This window comes from Paeniglutamicibacter sp. ZC-3 (assembly GCF_025847175.2).
GTDB lineage: Bacteria > Actinomycetota > Actinomycetes > Actinomycetales > Micrococcaceae > Paeniglutamicibacter > Paeniglutamicibacter sulfureus.
Genome location: NZ_JAOYTG010000016.1, coordinates 21,253 through 39,508, shown reverse-complemented (window position 1 = coordinate 39,508; position 18,256 = coordinate 21,253). Strand labels below are relative to the sequence as shown.

General features: G+C 68.6%; 20 protein-coding genes. 9 read left to right on the top strand and 11 right to left on the bottom strand.

The genetic code is table 11. The features are described 5' to 3' along the window. The first annotated feature begins 11 nt into the window (after window positions 1-11). Both OIU93_RS15255 and OIU93_RS15250 read left to right on the top strand, forming a co-directional pair. Window positions 12-572: a DUF3090 domain-containing protein gene (locus tag OIU93_RS15255; protein WP_264270915.1), complete on the top strand. Its 561-nt coding sequence runs from the start codon at window positions 12-14 to the stop codon at window positions 570-572. Next, window positions 572-1,339: an SCO1664 family protein gene (locus OIU93_RS15250; protein ID WP_264270914.1), complete on the top strand. Its 768-nt coding sequence runs from the start codon at window positions 572-574 to the stop codon at window positions 1,337-1,339. Before OIU93_RS15255 ends, OIU93_RS15250 begins: the two co-directional genes overlap by 1 nt. 188 nt (window positions 1,340-1,527) lie before the next feature. Here OIU93_RS15250 and ychF read toward each other — a convergent pair whose 3' ends face one another. Next, complete coding sequence (ychF, locus tag OIU93_RS15245; RefSeq protein ID WP_264270913.1) at window positions 1,528-2,613, bottom strand: redox-regulated ATPase YchF; 1,086 nt, start codon at window positions 2,611-2,613, stop codon at window positions 1,528-1,530. 54 nt (window positions 2,614-2,667) lie between these two features. On the opposite strand from ychF, the gene OIU93_RS15240 reads away from it, so the two are divergent. Beyond that, the gene (locus OIU93_RS15240; RefSeq protein WP_264270912.1) at window positions 2,668-3,942 is read left to right on the top strand and encodes a DNA recombination protein RmuC; all 1,275 of its coding nucleotides are present in this window, start codon (window positions 2,668-2,670) and stop codon (window positions 3,940-3,942) included. Window positions 3,943-4,225: 283 nt separating this feature from the next. On the opposite strand, the gene OIU93_RS15235 is transcribed toward OIU93_RS15240, so the two are convergent. Together OIU93_RS15235 and OIU93_RS15230 are read right to left on the bottom strand one after the other, a co-directional pair. After that, a complete protein-coding gene (locus OIU93_RS15235) occupies window positions 4,226-5,326 on the bottom strand; it encodes a 4-hydroxy-3-methylbut-2-enyl diphosphate reductase (RefSeq protein WP_264270911.1) in 1,101 nt (366 codons plus the stop codon). A 54-nt stretch (window positions 5,327-5,380) separates the two neighbouring features. Next, window positions 5,381-6,307 (bottom strand): hypothetical protein, encoded by a 927-nt coding sequence (locus OIU93_RS15230; protein WP_264270910.1) that lies wholly within the window; start codon window positions 6,305-6,307, stop codon window positions 5,381-5,383. A gap of 130 nt (window positions 6,308-6,437) precedes the next feature. Here OIU93_RS15230 and xseA point away from each other — a divergent pair, with 130 nt between their 5' ends. Then, window positions 6,438-7,709 carry an exodeoxyribonuclease VII large subunit gene (gene xseA / locus OIU93_RS15225; protein ID WP_264270909.1) on the top strand — a complete coding sequence of 424 codons (1,272 nt, stop codon included), beginning with the start codon at window positions 6,438-6,440 and terminating at the stop codon, window positions 7,707-7,709. Beyond that, window positions 7,706-7,939, top strand: coding sequence for an exodeoxyribonuclease VII small subunit (locus tag OIU93_RS15220; RefSeq protein WP_264270908.1), 234 nt, complete (start codon window positions 7,706-7,708; stop codon window positions 7,937-7,939). The genes xseA and OIU93_RS15220 overlap by 4 nt, the downstream gene beginning before the upstream one ends. 82 nt (window positions 7,940-8,021) lie before the next feature. On the opposite strand, the gene OIU93_RS15215 is transcribed toward OIU93_RS15220, so the two are convergent. From OIU93_RS15215 to OIU93_RS15200, 4 genes are all read right to left on the bottom strand, one after another. Beyond that, window positions 8,022-8,897, bottom strand: coding sequence for a PPK2 family polyphosphate kinase (locus OIU93_RS15215; protein ID WP_264270907.1), 876 nt, complete (start codon window positions 8,895-8,897; stop codon window positions 8,022-8,024). A gap of 209 nt (window positions 8,898-9,106) precedes the next feature. Further along, on the bottom strand, window positions 9,107-10,336 hold the full coding sequence (locus OIU93_RS15210) for a pyridoxal phosphate-dependent aminotransferase (RefSeq protein ID WP_264270906.1): 1,230 nt from the start codon (window positions 10,334-10,336) through the stop codon (window positions 9,107-9,109). A gap of 90 nt (window positions 10,337-10,426) precedes the next feature. After that, entirely contained in the window at window positions 10,427-11,428 is a 1,002-nt protein-coding gene (locus OIU93_RS15205) for a glycine betaine ABC transporter substrate-binding protein (protein WP_264270905.1), read from the bottom strand. Continuing rightward, window positions 11,425-11,913, bottom strand: a complete 489-nt coding sequence (locus OIU93_RS15200; protein ID WP_264270904.1) for an NUDIX hydrolase — start codon at window positions 11,911-11,913, stop codon at window positions 11,425-11,427. Before OIU93_RS15200 ends, OIU93_RS15205 begins: the two co-directional genes overlap by 4 nt. Window positions 11,914-11,992: 79 nt before the next feature. On the opposite strand from OIU93_RS15200, the gene OIU93_RS15195 reads away from it, so the two are divergent. Then, window positions 11,993-12,496, top strand: a complete 504-nt coding sequence (locus tag OIU93_RS15195; RefSeq protein WP_264270903.1) for an Lrp/AsnC family transcriptional regulator — start codon at window positions 11,993-11,995, stop codon at window positions 12,494-12,496. 138 nt (window positions 12,497-12,634) lie between these two features. On the opposite strand, the gene OIU93_RS15190 is transcribed toward OIU93_RS15195, so the two are convergent. From OIU93_RS15190 to OIU93_RS15180, 3 genes are all read right to left on the bottom strand, one after another. After that, window positions 12,635-13,870, bottom strand: a complete 1,236-nt coding sequence (locus OIU93_RS15190; protein ID WP_264270902.1) for an aminoglycoside phosphotransferase family protein — start codon at window positions 13,868-13,870, stop codon at window positions 12,635-12,637. A 25-nt stretch (window positions 13,871-13,895) separates the two neighbouring features. Further along, window positions 13,896-14,711: a hypothetical protein gene (locus tag OIU93_RS15185; protein WP_264270901.1), complete on the bottom strand. Its 816-nt coding sequence runs from the start codon at window positions 14,709-14,711 to the stop codon at window positions 13,896-13,898. Between the two features lie 286 nt (window positions 14,712-14,997). Further along, window positions 14,998-15,618 (bottom strand): GNAT family N-acetyltransferase, encoded by a 621-nt coding sequence (locus OIU93_RS15180; RefSeq protein ID WP_264270900.1) that lies wholly within the window; start codon window positions 15,616-15,618, stop codon window positions 14,998-15,000. Window positions 15,619-15,926: 308 nt separating this feature from the next. On the opposite strand from OIU93_RS15180, the gene OIU93_RS15175 reads away from it, so the two are divergent. From OIU93_RS15175 to cpaB, 3 genes are all read left to right on the top strand, one after another. Continuing rightward, window positions 15,927-16,520 carry a 5-formyltetrahydrofolate cyclo-ligase gene (locus OIU93_RS15175; RefSeq protein WP_264270965.1) on the top strand — a complete coding sequence of 198 codons (594 nt, stop codon included), beginning with the start codon at window positions 15,927-15,929 and terminating at the stop codon, window positions 16,518-16,520. Window positions 16,521-16,670: 150 nt separating this feature from the next. Then, window positions 16,671-16,934 carry an FmdB family zinc ribbon protein gene (locus OIU93_RS15170; RefSeq protein ID WP_264270899.1) on the top strand — a complete coding sequence of 88 codons (264 nt, stop codon included), beginning with the start codon at window positions 16,671-16,673 and terminating at the stop codon, window positions 16,932-16,934. Between the two features lie 160 nt (window positions 16,935-17,094). Then, on the top strand, window positions 17,095-17,799 hold the full coding sequence (gene cpaB / locus OIU93_RS15165; protein ID WP_264270898.1) for a Flp pilus assembly protein CpaB: 705 nt from the start codon (window positions 17,095-17,097) through the stop codon (window positions 17,797-17,799). Window positions 17,800-17,862: 63 nt separating this feature from the next. Here cpaB and OIU93_RS15160 read toward each other — a convergent pair whose 3' ends face one another. Further along, on the bottom strand, window positions 17,863-18,255 hold the full coding sequence (locus OIU93_RS15160; protein WP_264270897.1) for a hypothetical protein: 393 nt from the start codon (window positions 18,253-18,255) through the stop codon (window positions 17,863-17,865). Between the last annotated feature and the right edge of the window lies 1 nt (window position 18,256).

Here is an 18,256-nt window from a genome sequence, read left to right as displayed (position 1 = left end):
GAATGACTGATATGCCCACAAGTGTTCACGATTTTTTCTGGCCTGATCGGGTCGTCGTTGGCGCCATTGGCGTGCCGGGGGCGCGTACGTTCTACCTGCAGGTGCGCGCACGGAAGCAGGTCGTGAGTATTGCCATGGAGAAACAGCAGTCCGCATTGCTCGCGGAGAAGATCGACGAAATTCTCGACCAGCTCATCACCGTCGAGGGCAACCGCTTCAGCGTTCCCACGGGTACTCCCGTTGAACTTGTCGACAACGACCCGCTCGAGGCCGTTGCGGAGCAGTTTCGCACCGGGGCCATGAGCTTGGGATGGGACCCAACCACGGCCCAGATCGTCATTGAGGCCCACCCCATCACCGATGACGGTCCCGATGCCGATGACAACGACGAAGCGCTTCAGGAGGACGGGGGCAACGAGACCGAAATGCTGCGCGTGCGAATGCCGGTCGGCACCGCCCGCGCATTCGCCAAGCGCACCCGCGAGATCGTGGGTGCTGGGCGTCCCATGTGCCCGCTCTGCGGATATCCCGTGGACGCTGATGGACACACCTGCACCCTTCCCGAAGTCTGATGCCAACACCTGACCTAGTGGCCGCCGAGCTGACGCTCACCGGCCGTATCACGACGGCTTCAAACGCCACGTTTCTCGGCAGCATCGGCGACGTGGCGGTCGTCTATAAGCCGATGGCAGGCGAAAGTCCGCTGTGGGATTTTCCCCGGGGAACGCTTGCCCACCGGGAGGTGGCCGCCTACCTGGTCTCTCAGGCCTTCGGCTGGGGCGTCGTGCCCCACACCTGGCTGCGCGATGGTCCGCTGGGCGAAGGAATGGTGCAGCTCTGGCAGGAGCAGGATCCCGCCCAAAACGCCGTGAACCTGATCGCGGCGGACCAAATGCCGGAGACTGGTTGGAAACACGTTCTCCAGGGACGAGATGAGGACGGACGGATGGTCGCCCTCGTTCACGAAGACTCGCCGGCGCTCAGACGCATGGCGGTGTTCGACGTCATCGTCAACAACGCCGACCGCAAAGGCGACCACATCCTTGCCATGACTGACGGACACCGGCACGGCGTGGACCACGGGCTCACCTTTCACCGTGACCACAAGCTGCGCACGGTGCTGTGGGGATGGCTGGGAGACGCCCTGACCGCCGACGAAGTAGACGGCATAGATCGCGTCAGCGAAGGACTGCACGGGGATCTGGGCCGAAACCTGGCGGACTTGCTCAGCGCCGAAGAAATCGCATCGCTCGCCGCGCGCTGCGACCGGTTGCGCTCGGCAGGTCGGTTTCCGGCTCCGAGTGGTGAGATGTCGGCGGTACCCTGGCCGCTGTTCTAAGAGACGGCTACTGGCCGGCGAGCGGCGAAGCCGATCAAGTTGCCGAACTGCCTCCATACCAATGCTTCCAACGGGCGCGGTTCCCCCGGCGGAATGTGAAGAGCCACCGGGCATCCGTTGTTCTCGGGCAAACGCAGAAACGGCCCCGCTTGTCGAAACAAGTGGGGCCGCATCAGAAACACGAGCTCCTAGACGTTGAAGCGGAATTCCACGACGTCGCCGTCCTTCATGATGTATTCCTTGCCTTCGATGCGTGCCTTGCCGGCGGACTTGGCCGCAGCGACGGATCCGGCCTCGACCAATTCCTCGAAACCGAAGACCTCGGCCTTGATGAAGCCGCGCTGGAAGTCGGTGTGGATCACGCCGGCTGCCTCCGGTGCGGTGGCACCCTTGGCGATGGTCCAGGCACGGGTTTCCTTCGGACCTGCGGTCAGGTAGGTCTGCAGTCCCAGGGTGTCGAAGCCCACCCGGGCGAGTTTGTCCAGGCCGGACTCGGTGTAGCCGGCGTCCTCCAGCATTTCCTCGGCCTCTTCCTCGGTCAGCTCGGCCAGTTCGGACTCAAACTGCGCATCAAGGAAGATGGCCTCGGCCGGGGCGACCAGGGCGGACAGCTCGGCCTGCATTTCGGTGTTGGCCAGGCCCTCTTCGTCGGTGTTGAACACGTAGATGAACGGCTTGGTGGTCATCAGCTGCAGCGGGGCCAGCTCGTCGATGTCGATTCCGGCGGCCTTGCCGGCGGAGTAAAGCGTCTTGCCCTCTTCAAGGACCTTCTGCGCGGCCTTGACCGTCTCGATGAAGGAGGCCTCGATCTTCTTGGCGCGCAGTTCCTTCTCGAGGCGCGGCATTTGGTTCTCGATGGTCTGCATGTCGGCGAGGATCAGCTCGGTGGCGATCGTCTCGATGTCCGAGGCCGGATCGACCTTGCCGTCGACGTGGATCACGTCGGGGTCCGAGAACGCGCGCGTCACCTGGCAGATGGCCTCGGCTTCGCGGATGTTGGCCAGGAACTTGTTGCCCAGGCCTTCACCCTCGGAGGCACCCTTGACGATGCCGGCGATGTCCACGAAGGACACGGTTGCCGGAAGGATGCGCTCGGAGCCAAAGATCCCGGCGAGCACCTTCAGGCGCGCATCGGGCAACGGCACGACACCCACGTTGGGTTCGATGGTCGCGAACGGGTAGTTGGCCGCGAGGACCTGCGCGCGGGTAAGAGCATTGAACATTGTTGACTTGCCGACATTGGGCAGTCCGACGATTCCGATTGTAAGAGCCACGGGAATAGAGTCTACCGTCCAAAACCGTCGGTGGGTGCTGGCATGGTTTGTGTCATGGATGCTTTGGTGTGGGTTGCGGCCCTTTGCTCGCTGGTCGTGGGATTCATTTTGGGTGTCGGCGCGTGGTGGTACGGGAACCGTGCACCGCTCGCTGCCGCACGTGCGCAGGCCGTGGTTGAGCGCGATGAGCTGGCACAAACCGCGCAGCTGTTGGCAGGGGCCCAGGCCCAGGTGGCGGAATTGCGCGAGCGGGTCACCGAGGACCGTGTGCGTGGGAGCCATGACCAGTCGGTGCTCCAGGCCCTGGCGCCGGTCGCCGAACAACTGCGCCGGGTAGGCGCGCAGGTCTCGACGCTGGAGCGGGACCGGGTGGAGCAATTCGGCCAGCTCAGCGAGCAGCTGGTGCAGGCCGCCCACAACGACTCCGAGCTCTTGCGCACCACCGGTTCGCTGGCCGCCGCGCTGGGCAACAATGCCGCACGCGGCACGTGGGGCGAGCTGCAATTGCGCCGGGTCGTCGAGGCTGCCGGCATGTTGGCCCACGTCGACTTCAGCGAACAACTGCGCACTTCCGAGGGACTGCGTCCCGATATGGTGGTTCGGCTGCCGGGGAACAAGATGATTGTGCTGGACTCCAAGGTCCCGCTGGCTGCCTACCTGAAGGCCCAGGAGCTCTCGGCGGCCTCGGATGCCGCCTCGCGCGCCAGGGCCAGGGAGCAGATGCAGGAGCATTCCAAGGCGCTTCGTCGGCACGTCGACGCCCTGGCCGCCAAGTCCTACTGGAATGCCGTGGACGGCAGCCCCGAGCTGGTGGTGTGTTTCCTGCCGGCCGAATCCTTCCTTGCCGACGCGCTGGGAGCAGATCCGGCGCTGCTGGACCATGCCTTCGGCAAGAACGTCGCCTTGGCGTCCCCCGCGACGTTGCTGGCCATGCTCAAGGGGCTGGCGTTCGCGTGGCGGCAGGAGCTATTGACCCAGAACGCGCGCGAACTGTTTGTGCAGGCCCGTGAGCTGTACGAACGGCTCGGGACCATGGGCGGGCACGTGTCGAAGCTGGGTGCTTCGCTGCGCGGCAGCGTGGAGAAGTACAACGCGTTCGTCGGCGCCCTGGAATCCCGGGTCCTGCCCAGCGCCCGGCGCATCAGGGACCTGGATCCGGGGCTCGGTTCCGAACACGATCCGGCCGCGGCGCTGCACGGCCTCCCGGTCATCGAGGCGACACCGCGGGCGCTCGGAGCCGGTGAGCTGCTCGATGCGGCCGACGCCGATGCGCTCGGGACTGCTGCATCCGGTGTGCTGCCGTTGACCCGGCGAGACGCGCGGGACTGAGCGCGCCCGGCCGGCGGGGATCCGCAACTGCCTGCGCGCGTGGGGACACGTCGGAAGGCGCGGAGGCGACCGTGCTGGTTGACGGCCGTGCTGGTTGACGGCCGTGCTGGTTGACGGCCGTGCTGGTTGACGACCGTGCTGGTTGACGACCGTGCTGGTTGACGGCCGTGCTGGTGAGGCAGCTGTGATGGTTAAAGCCGTGGCGCGGAACCCCCGCCACTGGAGGTGGGGGTTCCGCGCCACGAGTCCGGGTACGGCCCTCTTGCGGGAGCCGTGCGGGAAGCTAGCTGCTGATGTCCGACTTGGTGATGCGGCCGCCCGGACCGCGGGAGTCGTCGCCGGCCTCCTTGAGCTTGGCGCGGATCTCCTTGGGCAGCGAGAAGAGGATGTCTTCCTGAGCCGTGGTGACTTCCTCGACGGTGCCATAGCCGTACTCGGCCAGCAGGGCCAGCACATCGCGCACCAGGACCTCGGGCACCGAGGCGCCGGAGGTCACCCCGACGGTCGCCACGCCCTCGAACCAGGTCTCGTCGACCTCCGAGGCGTAGTCCACGCGGTAGGCGGCCTTCGCCCCGTATTCCAGGGCCACCTCGACCAGGCGCACCGAGTTCGACGAGTTCGAGGAACCGACGACGATGACCAGTTCGCTCTGCGGGGCCACTGCCTTGATCGCTGCCTGGCGGTTGGTCGTCGCGTAGCAGATGTCGTCGCTGGGCGGATCCTGCAGGTTGGGGAAGCGGGCGCGCAGGCGTCGCACGGTCTCCATGGTTTCGTCCACGCTCAGGGTGGTCTGCGAGAGCCAGATGAGCTTGTCGGGGTTCTTGACCTCGATGGTGTCGGCCTCGTCGGGGTTGTTCACGATCTGCGTGTGCTCCGGCGCCTCGCCGTAGGTGCCCTCGACCTCTTCGTGGCCTTCGTGTCCGATCAGCAGGATCTCGTAGTCGTCCTTGGCGAAGCGGACGGCTTCCTTGTGGACCTTGGTGACCAGCGGGCAGGTGGCGTCGATGGTGCGCAGGTTGCGGTCCGCGGCGGACTGCACCACTGCCGGGGAAACGCCGTGGGCGGAGAAGACGACCAGTGCGCCCTCGGGCACCTCCTCGTTTTCCTCCACGAAGATGGCGCCGCGCGCCTCAAGGGTGGAGACCACGTGCAGGTTGTGCACGATCTGCTTGCGCACGTAGACCGGCGCGCCGTAGTGCTCCAACGCCTTTTCCACCGCGATGACGGCTCGGTCGACGCCGGCGCAGTAGCCGCGCGGGGCAGCCAGGAGCACATTGCGCTGTCCCGCCACCGGTGCTGCGGCGGCGATGTCGGCCGGTGTGCGACGGGTTCGCGGGATCTTGGGCATCGGAAGGGAGACCTGAACGGTGGAACTGGTAGCCATGGGTCCAAGTCTACTGGGGCGGGCAAATTCGGGGGTGTGGATTCAGCCACCGGCCTAGCCGCGGCGCGGGGCCCGATGCGCGGCCAGGCCGGCCACGATGGCCCACCCGATTCCCGCGATCACCAGCACGATGCCGCCGCCGCCAAGGATCGCGGCGAATCTCCCGACCTCTTCCTCCAGTGCGCCCAGCAACCTGCCGGTGACCAAGCTCTCCACGCCGGCTCCCTGCGCCGGGGCGATGACCGGTCCGAGGACGGCGAACCACAGGCGCGCAGCGCCGCCCAGTGCCAGGGCCGTGCACCCGGCGGCAAACACCGCCCATGGCCGCCCGCCCCTGGTGGCCAGCAGCAACCCGGCCGCCGCCGCAACCACTGCCCCGGCCAACAGCCAGGGCCAGCCGCGCGCCACGGCCAGCCAGGTGTTCAGGGTTGGGGTTGGCAGCTGTTGGGCGTCGGGCCAGCCGGTCTCCAGGACCGCCGGCGGCATCGGGACCTCGGTGGGCAGCAGGGCGCCGAGCACCGAGCCCTCGAGGGATGCTTGCAGCGTGCCCCAGCCGCTGCCCAGCAGCGGGGCCAGGTCAAGGCGCAGCGTGACCTGCTCGGTGCCCTTCGCTTCGGCCATGCGGGCGGTGAAGTCGGCCCTGGCCTCTTCGATGGTCTGTTCCCACGCGGCGGGGAATCCAGGGTCGTCGAGCATCGCTGCACCGGCGGTGGCGACGGCGTTGTGCAGCGGGCCGGCCAACTGCGGGGGCACCGCGGCGCCCCCGGTGATCCGCTCCTCCAACGCGGCGCCGATTTCATCGGGCAGCACCTGGCGCAGCTGGGGGTCGGTGGCCAGCGGGCCCAGGATGCGTTGGAGCGGTTCCGGGGTGTGAACCACGGTGGTGGCCGCGGACCCGAGCAGCGACCCGGCGCCCAGCAGTACGGCGAGCATCAGCAGGACGATGGCGAGGATGTTGCGGGCGGCTGTTGCGATTCTCACGTTGCTCCTGCTGGTTCGGCGCCGGGGCGGGGGCGCGTGTGCCCGGCGGCAGCGTTTTGTCCCACGTTACTGGTATCAATGGGAGTTGGTGTAGTTTCGAAATCCAGCACCAAGGAAGGCGCGCACCCACGTGGAGCAAGCACAAGAAGCACAAGGTTCGCTGCCGCGCACCGCCGCGGCGACCACCCCGCAGAACCCCTGGCCGCTGCGGGTGCTGAGCGAAAAGCTCAAGCAGCACATCGAGAACTCCCCCGAGTCCTGGGTGGAGGCCCAGCTGCTGGAGGCGAATGTCCGCAACGGCCACGCCTACCTGACGCTGCGCGACGTGGATGTCGACTACTCGTTCTCGGTGACCGTGTGGGCCTCGGTGATGCGCTCGCTGGACACGCCCCCGGAGGTCGGCTCCCGCGTGGTGGCGCGGGTGAAGCCCAGCTTCTACGCCAAGACCGGCCGGCTCTCGCTCAACGCCTCGGATCTGCGCCCCGTGGGGCTCGGCGACCTGCTGGCCCGCCTGGAGCGCCTGCGCCGCGCGCTCTTCGACGAGGGCCTCTTCGACCCCGCGCGCAAGCAGCCGTTGCCGCTGCTGCCCGGCCGCATCGGGCTGGTCACCGGGCGCGACTCGGACGCGGAGAAGGACGTGGTGCGCAATGCCACGCTGCGCTGGCCCGCCGTCCAATTCGACATCCGCAACACCGCTGTCCAGGGCGTCAACGCCGTCGCGGAGGTCACCGCCGCGCTGCGCGAGCTGGACGCCAACCCCGACGTCGAGGTGATCATCATCGCCCGCGGCGGCGGCGCACTGGAGGACCTGCTGCCCTTCAGCTCCGAGGACCTGGTGCGCGCCGTCGCCGCCTGCACGACCCCCGTGATCTCCGCCATCGGGCACGAGGCCGACCGTCCGATCCTTGACGACGTGGCCGACGTGCGCGCCTCCACCCCCACCGACGCCGCCAAGCGCGTGGTGCCCGACCTCGCCGAGGAGCTGGCCAACCTGGCCCAGGCCCGAAGCCGGCTGGACCGCGCGGTGCGCGCCAACGTGGAACGCGAGACCCAGCGCATCGCCTCGCTACGGGCACGCCCGGTGCTGTCCACTCCGGAATCCATGGTGCAGGGACGGCGCGAGGACGTCGTGCGGCTGGGCCAACGCAGCACCCTGGCCATGCGCGCCTCGCTGGCCCGCGGACACGATTCCATTGCGCACCTGCGCGCCCAGGTCCGCGCCCTGTCCCCGCAGCAGACCCTTGACCGCGGCTATGCGGTCATCCAACTGGAATCCGGGGACATTGTCCGCTCCGCCGCGCAGGCCCCGACCGGCAGCGAGGTCCAGGTGCGCCTGGCCCGCGGGCGGCTCGCCGCCACCGTCACCCACAGCCACACCCCGGAAGAAGGAAACACCCCATGAACCCCGAAGCAGCAACCAACGACATCGCCGCGCTGAGCTACGAGCAGGCGCGCGAGGAACTCGTGGCCGTCGTCGCGCAGCTCGAGGCCGGTGCCGCCACCCTGGAACAGTCCCTGGCCCTGTGGGAACGCGGCGAGGCGCTGGCAGCACGCTGCGAGGCCTGGCTGCAGGGTGCCACCGCGCGCCTGGACGCCGCGCGCAAGGACAACGGAGCGCACTCCCCCGAATGAGGTCGCCGGGGTGCGCCCAGTAGGTTTTGCTGCACTTCCCCGGTCGGCAGGTCCCGACGCGGCAGGGTCCCGACGCGGCAGCCTAGGAAGCGGCCAGCCGGCGGCGCTGCTCGTCGACGTCGAAGTCTGCTGCCGGCCACTGCGGGTCGATGGCCTCCAGTGCCTCGCGCAACAGCGTGGCCACCGCCAGCCGGGCGTACCATTTCCTGTCCGCCGGGACGACGAACCACGGCGCCGCGGCGGTGTCAGTGCGCTGGATGGCGGCCTCGTAGGCGCCCATGTAGTCATCCCAGTACGCGCGCTCGTCGATGTCCCCGGGGTTGAACTTCCAGTGCTTGTCTTCGCGCTCCAGGCGTTCGGACAGGCGCGCGCGCTGCTCGTCCTTGGAGATGTGCAGCATGACCTTGATGATCGTGGTGTTCTTGTCCGCCAGGTTCTGCTCGAAATCGTTGATGGCGCCGTAGCGGCGCTCGATCTCCTCCGCCGGCGAAAGCCCCCTGACCTTGTGGATCAGCACGTCCTCGTAGTGCGAGCGGTCAAAGACCCCGATGTACCCGCTCTTGGGCAGTTGGCGCGCGATGCGCCAGAGGAAATCGCGCTTGGCCTCGGCGGCGGTGGGTGCCTTGAAGGCGTGGTGGCTGACGCCCTGCGGATCGACGGTCCCCACGACGTGGCGCACGATCCCGCCCTTGCCCGAGGTGTCCATCCCCTGGAGCACCAGCAGGATCTTGTGCGGGGCACCTGCCCGCGAGGCGGCGAAGAACCGCTCCTGCAAGTCGCCCAGCGCCGCGCCGACGCCCGCCAGGTCCACGGCGCCGGTCTTCTTGTCGCCGAGGTAGCCCGGCTTCGCGGTCGGGTCGACATCGGCCAACCGGAAATCCGCACCGGCCGCGAACAACCGGTGCGCGGGTTCGTCGAAGGGAACGGAGGGAACCGCGATCTTGGTCTTCTTGCTCATGCGTGCCGCTTTCGGGATGGGGGGCCGGGCTTTCAGCGTACGACACCGGGTGGCGCCATCCCGTCAATGACCTGCGCCAATGACCTGCGTCGCCACCTGCGCGGCAGGAGTGGCCGGCGCGGCAGGGGTGGCCAGCGCAGGCGGGGGGCCAGCGCAGGCGGGGGGTCGGCGCAGGCCGGGGGCCAGTGCAGGCGGGGGTCGGCGCCTCCCTAGACGCCGACCTTGCCCTCGCGCAGGTCCTCGAGGAACTCGCCGATGCGGCCGATGGCGTCCTGCAGGTCGCGCACCGAGGGCAGGGTGACCAGCCGGAAGTGGTCCGGGGCCACCCAGTTGAACGCGGTGCCGTGGGAGACCAGCAGCTTCTGCTGCTTGAGCAGTTCCAGCGCGAAGGCCTCGTCGTTGTGGATGGGGTACATTTCCCGGTCCAGCTTCGGGAAGAGGTACAGCGCGCCCTTGGCCTGCTGGCAGCTGACCCCGGGCAGCGCGTTGAGCATGTCGAACGCGACGTCGCGTTGTTCCTTCAGCCGCCCGCCGGGCAGGATCAGGTCGTTGATGGACTGGTACCCGCCCAGCGCCGTCTGGATCGCGTGCTGCGCCGGGACGTTGGCGCACAGGCGCATGTTGGTGAGCAGGTTGATGCCCTCGATGTAGTCGCTGGCCAGGTGCTTGGGCCCGGAGATGGCCATCCAGCCGGCGCGGAAGCCGCAGACCCGGTAGGCCTTGGACAGCCCGGAGAAGGTCAGGATGAGCACGTCGTCGGCCAACGCGGCGGTGTTGATGTGCACCGCGTCGTCGTACAGGATCTTCTCGTAGATCTCGTCGGAGAACACGATGAGCCCATGCCGCCGCGCCAGCTCCAGGACCCCCTCGAGGGTTTCCTTCGGGTACACCGCCCCGGTGGGGTTGTTGGGGTTGATCAGCACGATGCCCTTGGTGCGCGGGGTGATCTTCGCGGCCATGTCCTCCAGGTCCGGCAGCCAGCCCTCCTCCTCGACGTTGAGGTAGTGCACCGGGGTGCCGCCGGCGAGCGAGACCGAGGCCGTCCACAGCGGGTAGTCGGGGGCGGGGATCAGCACCTCGTCGCCGTTGTTCAGCAGCGCGTTCAGGCTCAGCGTGATCAGCTCGGAGACGCCGTTGCCCAGGTAGATGTCGTCCACGCCGATGGTCTGGATGCCGCGGGTCTGGTAGTACTGCGAGACGGCGGTGCGGGCCGAGAAAATGCCGCGGGAGTCCGAGTAGCCCTGCGCGTTGGGCAGGTTGCGCATCATGTCCACCAGGATCGCGTCCGGGGCCTCGAAGCCGAAGGGCGCCGGGTTGCCGATGTTCAGCTTGAGGATGCGCTGGCCCTCGGCCTCCATCCGCTGGGCGTGTTCCAGCAGCGGCCCGCGAATGTCGTACAGGACGTTGTGGAGTTTCGTGGACTGCTTGAATTCTGGCATGCTCTTACTTTCTCATTGTGGGCCGGGAGCGGGCGTGGACTGTGAGCAAGGCAACCTCGCGGGGCGGCCGAGTGTGAAGCCCGCGCGTCATCATGGGGCGCTGACCAGCGATTCGTCGGCCAGCCAGTCGGCGGCGGCCTTCTTGGGGTGCAGCGCGTCGCGGCCGGAGACCATGCGGTTGATGTCCTGCAGGTCCTCCTGCTTCAGCGCGGCGGAGAGCTTGTTGATGGCCTTGATCGCATCCTGGCCCACCCCGTCGGTGGTGATCACCGGGGTCAGGGCTTCCGGGGCGAAGAGCGAGGCGGAACCCTGCAGCACCACCAGGGCGTTGTCCTGGATCCCGGAATTCGCGAGCGTCGTCGCCTGCACCTGGACCGCATCGCTGATCACCGGCAGGACGCCCCGCGCCTGGTCATCGGTGAGCTCGACGATCGCCCGGGGGGTGCACGATGCCTTCAGGCCAAGCGCCGGCAGGAGTGTGGCCCGCACCGTGCGGGTCATGCCGAAGTCCAGCTCGGGGCAGAGCGGGCCGAGCTGGTCGATGGTCGCCAGCTTTTCGCCCGCGCCGGTGGCGGCGGTGACGACCAGGGTCCCTGTGCGCTCGGCTTCGGCGGTGTCCAGCACGGCGAAGCCCTCGGGAGTCAGCGCGTGCAATCGGGTGTTGACGGCAGCCGCGTCAAGGTCGCCGGGTGCAGCCGGGGACTCCGGGGCCCCGGATGCGTCGCCATCGTCCTTGGCACCCGGGACCTCGCCCAGGGCCGCGAGCAGCTCGCTGGATCCGGCCACGGCGACGTCGGCCCGGCCGGCCAGGACCTCCGCGACCGGATCCGCAGCGGGTTCCGCCAGGCGCGCCGACACCCCGGCGTCGACCAACATGTCCTTGTAGGCATGGCCCAGGGCCTGTGAAGTGGCATCGGGCCGCTGCACGAGCACCAGTTCACGCTCCGTCTGCTCCTGCGCGATGGGCACCTGGGCGTTCGGGGTGCACCCGGCCAGGGCCAGCAGCGCGGCGCCGAGCCCGAGCGCGCGAAGCCCCGGAGCTTCAAACCCCCGGGCGCGGCGGAGGCGGTGCGGGTGGTTCGTTTCGCTCATCTGGTGCTTTCCTTGCGCAGGTGTTCGCTGTGTAGCTCGATGGCGGCGTCCACGCGGTCCACGCGGTTCAGCCCGGGGACGTCTTCGAGCCGGAACCAGGCCGCCTGGCTGGTGGTGCCATTGGCCTCGTGCCGTAGCTCCCCGCCGGTCACCGTGGCCGCATAGATGACCGCGACCGTCTGCATGGGGTACTCGGTGCCGCTGTAGCGCCGGTGCGCCGGGATCAGGCCCGAGTCCACGGAGAGCAGCGCATCGATGCGCACCGTGTAGCCGGTCTCTTCCTCGACCTCGCGCACGGCCCCGGCATCGATGTCCTCGCCCAGTTCCACGCCGCCGCCGGGCAGTGTCCAGCGCGGCACGAATCCGGCATCGCGCTCGCGCATGTCCCACAGCGCCAGCAGGATCTCTCCCTCGCGGATCACCACGCAGTAGGCGGCAAGCCGGGTGTCAAAGCCGCGGTGGACCTGGGGTTCGGGGGTAGTCATGAGTCCATTTTAGGGTGTGCAGGGGTTTTCCCCGGGGTCCAAATCTCCCGATCGACCACAACTGTGATGGAATATCAGCATGGCACCTTCAACTTTTCCGCAACAACCGGTTGAACTTGACGCCGTTGACCGTCGGATTATTCAGGAACTGGTCAATGACGCACGCATCAGCAACGCGTTGCTGGCGCAGCGCACGGGCATCGCGCCGTCCACGGCGCTGTTGCGGACCCGCGCCCTGGTGGAGCGCGGGGTGCTCACCGGCTACCACGCGGAGGTCAGCCTGCCGGCGGTGGGGCGCAGCGTGCAGGCGCTGATCTCGGTGAAGCTGCGCGTGCACGATCGCGTGCAGATCGACAGGTTCACCGACAAGATGCCGCGGCTGCCCGAGGTCCTTTCGATGTTCCATGTCTCCGGCGCCACCGACTACCTGCTGCACATCGCCGTGAGTTCCACCGAGGCGCTGCGCGACTGGGTGCTGGACAATCTGGCCACCGACGAGTCCGTGGGTCACACCGAAACGACGCTGGTCTTCGGCCACCACAAGGGACTGGGCGGGCCGATCCCCGAGGACCTTCCGAACTAGGAGGACCTTCCGAACTAGGGCGGTGCCCTGCCGGCGGTTCCGGCGCGCGGGTTGCGGAGTGCGGGTCCCGGGCGCTTGTGGACCTGGATTTGGACCCAGACGTAGACCCAAACGTGGACCCAGATGGTGCGGATCCTCTCAGGCGAACGCGTCGGCGCGTCGCACCAGCTCCTCCACCGTCCCCAGCCGGGCCTCGGCCACCTGCTCCCACGTGTCGGCACCGAGCCCACGGGATCCGGCAATCAGCGTCAGCGCCACCCCGGCCGACCTCGCCCACAGCGCGCGGGGATCGACGTGGCGTTCAAAGACTGCGCCGAAGCGCTCCAGCGCCGGGCCGGCCTCCCGGTTCTTCTCCCCCAGCGACGGCAGGATCGCCAAGTGCCCCAGCAGGCAGGCCAGGTCATCGACCCGGTACCCGGGCCCCAGCGAGTCGAGGTCAAGCAGCGCACTGATCGATCCGGCTTCCAGCAGGATGTTCGCGTCGTAGTAGTCCCCGTGCGCCGGCACCAATTCGCCGCGATCCGAGGCGGCAAGGTGCGCAGCGATCCGCGCCGCGAGCGTCTCCAGCTCCGCGGCCCGGTGCGGGAGGGCCAGCGTGGCCGCCTGGCGGTAGCGCTGGATCGAATCGCTCCAGGCAGACCTGGCCTCCAGCTGCATCAAGCCGGCCGGCAGCGCATCGAGCAGGCCGATGAAGTCGTTGGGGTCAAGGTCCGCTCCCGAGTGCCGGCGGATGGCGGCCCCGAGCGATTCGCCGCGGCCGGCCTCCAGTGCCAGGATCCCGGAGGTGCGCGGGCCCAGCATGGCAGGGACCGGGATGCCGGTGCCGGCGAGCAGTTCGTGGCGCAGGCGCAGCCCGGTGATTGCGCGGGCGCGTCCCACCTTCAGGAAGACGGTGCGTGGAATGCGCAGCGGTCCCAGCGTGGTGAACGTCGCGCGCAGCACCGCGCGACGCAGCGGCCGGTAGGCGACGGTCTTCAGCCCCGTGAGCCGTTGACCCTCGCCCCAGGTCCGCTGCACGTGCACCCGGTCGGCGGCGGAGGCCAGGTCGGGCAGCATGGGGTCGCGGGGGTGGATCCAACCGCTGACCGTGATCCCGGGGGTGTGCGGGCCCGCGCCGATGGTGGTGGCTGCGACGCCGGGGACGGCGATCTTCTCGGTGGTGGCGCCCAGCTCGTTGAATCCGGTGCCCGCGGGCATGCGGTACATCGCGCTGATCCCGGCGCCGGGCCGATGCTGGATGCGCAACCGGTTGGCCTCAAGGTCCCAGGTGCCGATGGGTACGCTGCCGCCGAGTTGGCGGACCAGCTCGGGGACGGCCGCGGCCAACGCGGCAAGCTGCGCCGCGTCGGCCGGGCCCGGTGCGCTGGCGCTCATCGGTGCAAGGGGGGTGTGTGGCGGCTCAGGCCCGGCGACGCTGCATGACGTCGTCGAGGTTGATGCGGTCGGTGGCCTCGGCGCGCGGTGCGCGGACGGCAGTGGTTTCCGCAGCCGGCTTCCCGACGGGATCGGAGGTGCCGGTGGGCCGGGCAGGCTGGACCGGCTCGGTCAGCGGGGCAGCCGGGATGGCGGGAATCTTCTGCACGTCTTCGGCGCCGTCGCCTTCGGTCCCAGCGGCTTCGGCTAGGCGGGCGGCGGCCTCCTGGGCACGCAGCGTCGCGGTGCTGGAGGCCTTCGGCTCGGCAGCTGCCTTCAGCGGGGCAGGGGCCGGACGCTGGACGGTGTTGGCCACGACGTATTGCGGCAAGGGGACCTCGGTGGGCTCCCAGCCCTCGGGGCGCTGGAGCGCAGCACCCTTGTGGGCGATGCGCAGTGCCTCGGCACGCAATTCCTCCACGGTCAGGCGCGGGGCACGCTTGTTGGAGTTCGGCTGCGCGTCGAAGACGACTGCGGTCTTGCGGGCCGGTTCGGGGCTCGGGGCGCGGCCGGTTTCCATGGCGCGGGTCCGCGTGGTTTCCAGCCGGGCGAGCAGCTTGGCGCGCCTGTCCCGCACGGCCAGGCCGCGCAGCGCTGAGAAGCTTGCAAAGGCCAGAAGCAGGGCAACCAACGGCACCCATCCGGAGAACACGCCCGCCAGGGCCAGCACGCCGCCGATGGGCAGGGCCAGCACGGAGAGGCAGCCGAGCAGGGCGATGGCCACCCGGTCGTAAAAAATCCGCAGGGGTCGCTGCCCAGTCGATGGTGACGCGACTGAAGCGTTGGATGCTACCGGTGCCATGTTGCTCCTCCGTCGACTGGCGACTGATTTCTCCTGCGGATTGCCACGGCGTCGCTTTACAGCCGCCGATTTACTCCATTGTGGTGCTTCCATTCACTGCAACTGCCCCCGGCGTCCTGCTTCGTCGCCCAAAAATGTTGTCAATGTGAAACGTCCACGTCAACCACATTAAGCATGCTTCGGCGGATGGTGCCGCATTCAACCCGGTGTGTCCGGCAATACTCTGGACTAATTTGTGATTTCGCCACATTTTGCCATTGCCGGCGTCGTCGCTAGGGCGCCTTCGCTACGGCGTCCTGGCCAGCCATTGGTTGAGCATGCCCTCCGGCACTTCCGCTGCGGTCAACGCGAAGCTGCGGTGGTCGGCCCACTGCCCGTTGATGTGCAGGTAGTCCTTGCGCACGCCCTCGTCGCGGAAGCCCAGCTTCTCGACCACGCGCAGGCTGGCGCCGTTTTCCGGGCGGATGTTGATTTCGATGCGGTGCAGCCCCATGGCCGTGAAGCAATGGTCCACCGCCATGGCGACGGCTTCGGGCGCAATCCCGGCCCCGGCGTGCTTCGCGTCGACCCAGTATCCGATGGAACCGCTGCGCGCCGCGCCCCACACGATCGAGGAGACCGACAGTTGCCCGACGATCGGGGCGCGCCTGGTGTGGATGGAGGGCAGGGCGATGACCCAGGGCAGGCACTGGCCTTGGCGCGCCGAGCGGTTCTGCGTGGCGACCATCTGTCCGAAGTCCGCCGGGTACCCGGTGCCCTCGGGCAGGGTCGCGTCCCAAGGGGCAAGCCAGCGGTCGTTGCTGCGGCGCAAATGCATCCATTCGGCCTTGTCACGGCGGCGCAGCGGGCGCAGCAGCAATCGCGGCCCCTGCACGGTGACGGGCCAGTGGCGATCAAATTCGGACATGCACCAATCTTAGCTATTCCACCCGTGCCGACCGTGCCGACCGTGCCGATCGACGGCGTGCTGCCGGGATCTTGCCCTTGGCGACCCGCGGGCCACCGCGGGTCGCCTGGGGGGGTGTGGCTCGGGTTGTTCCTGCCTCGCCGGGTGCTGCCCCGGGCGCTCCCGCACTCCCCCCCTGTTTCCGCGTCGCCCGGTTACTGCGTCGCCCGGTTTCCGCGTCGCCGGGTTTCCGGATCAAGCGGTTTCCCCGCCGCGCGGTTTCAGCCTCGCGCATCGCACGGATCGCTAGACTGTGGAATGTGAGCGAGATGAACCCCAAGGACGAAGTCCGAAACCTGTTGCGCGCCCGCCGCCGTGCCATGGGACCTGCCCTGCGCGAATCGGAGATGGCGTCGCTGGCCGGCCACCTGATCCCGTGGCTGGTGCAAAACGCGCCGCGTCGGACGCTGACCTTCTTCCTGTCCTACGGCTCCGAACCGCCCACCGCCTCCCTGTTGGTGGAACTGCACACCGCCGGCTACACCATCTACGTCCCGATCTGCGAGCCTCTGCGGCGCCTGTCGTGGTCCCGCTGGTACCCCGGGGTCCCGATGGCCCGCAGTGCCGTCGGGCCCATCGATGAACCGGTGGGCGAACGCCACGGCCCCGAGCTGATGGCGGAGGTCGACGTCATCCTGGTCCCGGCGCAGGCAGTGGATGAAAACGGAGACCGGCTGGGGCAGGGTGGCGGCTACTACGACCGGTTCATCCAGTCCCTGCCGGACACCGCGCGCCGCCCGAAGCTGTTGAGCATCGCCTTCGAGCACGAGTTCGTACCGGCCGGCCATTTCCCCGTCGAACCCTTCGACCAGCGCGTCGAGGCCGTCGCGCTGCCCTCCGGCGTGCGTAACCTCACCAAGTAGCCGCCGGGACGTGCGATAGAATTGGTGTAGGCGGGCGCCCCCGGTGCCCGCATTCCCCTCTTCAACAGTCGCTTGTCCGGGTGACCGGCCGCGCCGCCAGGTGCTTCGGCCCCGCGGCCAGGCACGCATCGCCCGTTCGAAAGGATCAATATGCCTACCTATGTTTATGCCTGCAAGGACTGTGGCCATGCCATGGAGGTTGTCCAGTCCTTCAGCGACGAGGCACTGACCATCTGCCCCGAATGCCAGGGCGCGTTGCGCAAGAAGTTCAACAGCGTCGGCGTGGTGTTCAAGGGTTCCGGGTTCTACCGCAACGACTCGCGCTCGACGACGAGCTCCAGCACCCCGGCCGCCAGCCCGGCAGCCAGCAGCAGCCCGAGCAAGGTTTCCGCCTCGGCGTCGACTTCCGCTTAGGCGCCGTCCTCCTGGGTGCCGAATGCCGCCCGACCCGCATTTCCCCGGGTCCCGGGGAACCGTGATGCACTTCCTCGCACAGGATTGTCGCGACCCGGCGGCATAACAACCTCGTCATGGGCCTCATCCGTTTGGATGGGGCCCATGCGTTGCTTAATGCATGTCACTTTTTCGCCGTACCGAAGTACCGCGCCGGTTTCCGTCTGCCCGGGCTCCCCGCCGCTCGGGCAGGGAATTGTTCGCCAAGTACCGCAGGCACCTTGCCGCGGCGCTCGCCATGCTCTCGCTGGCGGTGTCCTTGGCGGTACTCGCCCCCGCAACGGAGGAACGCATCGATGTGCTGGTGGCGGGCCGGGACCTGCCCGTCGGCTCCCTGTTGCGGCCAGAGGACCTGAGCCGCGAATCGGTTCCGCGCTCGTTGGTTCCCGAGGGCACCTACGGAAATCAGCCACCGGCCGCCGGCTCCCGGCTGGCGATTCCGCTGTTGGCCGGCACGCCGGTGATTCCCACGATGGTCATCGGGCCCGGGCTCCTGGCCGGACTGGCACCCGGATCCGTCGCGGTGCCGCTGCGCCTGGATGACGAGCAAACAGCGTCCCTGGTGCGCGCGGGACAGCGCGTCGACGTGGTGTTGACCGAGGGCAATGGATTTGAGACGAAGCTGGAGTCGCGGGTGCTGGCGCGGGCCGTGCCGATCCTGTGGACCGAGGCGCAGGTCCAGCCCGACGGCCAGGAACCATGGAGCGTTTCCACCGCCTCCGGGCAGGGTGGCTTGATCGTGGTGGGAGCCGGGGCCGGCAGTGCCGAGCAGCTCTCCACGGCGGCGCAACGGGGCAAGGTGTCGGTGGTGCTGGTCAACCCGTAGGCCGCTTGGATGGCGGCCGGCCGTCGGCGGGAAGGTCGTGAGGCCGGCGGGAAGTGCGGGTGATCAGTCCCAGTGTGGCGGACGCTGGGACTTTAGCCAGTCGCCGAGGTTGTCGTCCCCATCTCCCCAGCGCCGCGGATCGTCCTCCGCAGCCTGCTGGTCAAGGACCGGCCGCTTGTCGCCGGGTTTCGCCGGTGTCGGGGCGGTGGCAGGCGCTGCATCGGCGGTGGCAGGCGCTGCATCGGCGGCGCCCCCTGCATCTGCCGCTGCTTCCGTCCCAGCTTCTGTCCCTGCCTCCACTCCTGTGCCGGCATCCGTGGACGGGAGCGTCGCCGGGCGTCCGGCTCCGTGCGGCAGCTGAAAGACGCCGACCAGTGCCGACTCGCTGACCTGTTGCGGGGGTGCGGTGAAGCGCCGCGGTTTCTTTCGCCGCGGCGCTTCGGGCTCATCGGACATG

What these genes read in the sequence shown, in the direction of transcription:
- OIU93_RS15255 (WP_264270915.1), top strand. Translation starts at nt 12, where the DNA reads ATGCCCACAAGTGTTCACGATTTTTTCTGGCCTGATCGGGTCGTCGTT.
- OIU93_RS15250 (WP_264270914.1), top strand. Translation starts at nt 572, where the DNA reads ATGCCAACACCTGACCTAGTGGCCGCCGAGCTGACGCTCACCGGCCGT.
- OIU93_RS15240 (WP_264270912.1), top strand. Translation starts at nt 2,668, where the DNA reads ATGGATGCTTTGGTGTGGGTTGCGGCCCTTTGCTCGCTGGTCGTGGGA.
- OIU93_RS15235 (WP_264270911.1), bottom strand. Translation starts at nt 5,326, where the DNA reads ATGGCTACCAGTTCCACCGTTCAGGTCTCCCTTCCGATGCCCAAGATC.
- OIU93_RS15220 (WP_264270908.1), top strand. Translation starts at nt 7,706, where the DNA reads ATGAACCCCGAAGCAGCAACCAACGACATCGCCGCGCTGAGCTACGAG.
- OIU93_RS15215 (WP_264270907.1), bottom strand. Translation starts at nt 8,897, where the DNA reads ATGAGCAAGAAGACCAAGATCGCGGTTCCCTCCGTTCCCTTCGACGAA.
- OIU93_RS15210 (WP_264270906.1), bottom strand. Translation starts at nt 10,336, where the DNA reads ATGCCAGAATTCAAGCAGTCCACGAAACTCCACAACGTCCTGTACGAC.
- OIU93_RS15205 (WP_264270905.1), bottom strand. Translation starts at nt 11,428, where the DNA reads ATGAGCGAAACGAACCACCCGCACCGCCTCCGCCGCGCCCGGGGGTTT.
- OIU93_RS15200 (WP_264270904.1), bottom strand. Translation starts at nt 11,913, where the DNA reads ATGACTACCCCCGAACCCCAGGTCCACCGCGGCTTTGACACCCGGCTT.
- OIU93_RS15195 (WP_264270903.1), top strand. Translation starts at nt 11,993, where the DNA reads ATGGCACCTTCAACTTTTCCGCAACAACCGGTTGAACTTGACGCCGTT.
- OIU93_RS15190 (WP_264270902.1), bottom strand. Translation starts at nt 13,870, where the DNA reads ATGAGCGCCAGCGCACCGGGCCCGGCCGACGCGGCGCAGCTTGCCGCG.
- OIU93_RS15185 (WP_264270901.1), bottom strand. Translation starts at nt 14,711, where the DNA reads ATGGCACCGGTAGCATCCAACGCTTCAGTCGCGTCACCATCGACTGGG.
- OIU93_RS15180 (WP_264270900.1), bottom strand. Translation starts at nt 15,618, where the DNA reads ATGTCCGAATTTGATCGCCACTGGCCCGTCACCGTGCAGGGGCCGCGA.
- OIU93_RS15175 (WP_264270965.1), top strand. Translation starts at nt 15,927, where the DNA reads ATGAACCCCAAGGACGAAGTCCGAAACCTGTTGCGCGCCCGCCGCCGT.
- OIU93_RS15170 (WP_264270899.1), top strand. Translation starts at nt 16,671, where the DNA reads ATGCCTACCTATGTTTATGCCTGCAAGGACTGTGGCCATGCCATGGAG.
- cpaB (WP_264270898.1), top strand. Translation starts at nt 17,095, where the DNA reads ATGTCACTTTTTCGCCGTACCGAAGTACCGCGCCGGTTTCCGTCTGCC.
- OIU93_RS15160 (WP_264270897.1), bottom strand. Translation starts at nt 18,255, where the DNA reads ATGTCCGATGAGCCCGAAGCGCCGCGGCGAAAGAAACCGCGGCGCTTC.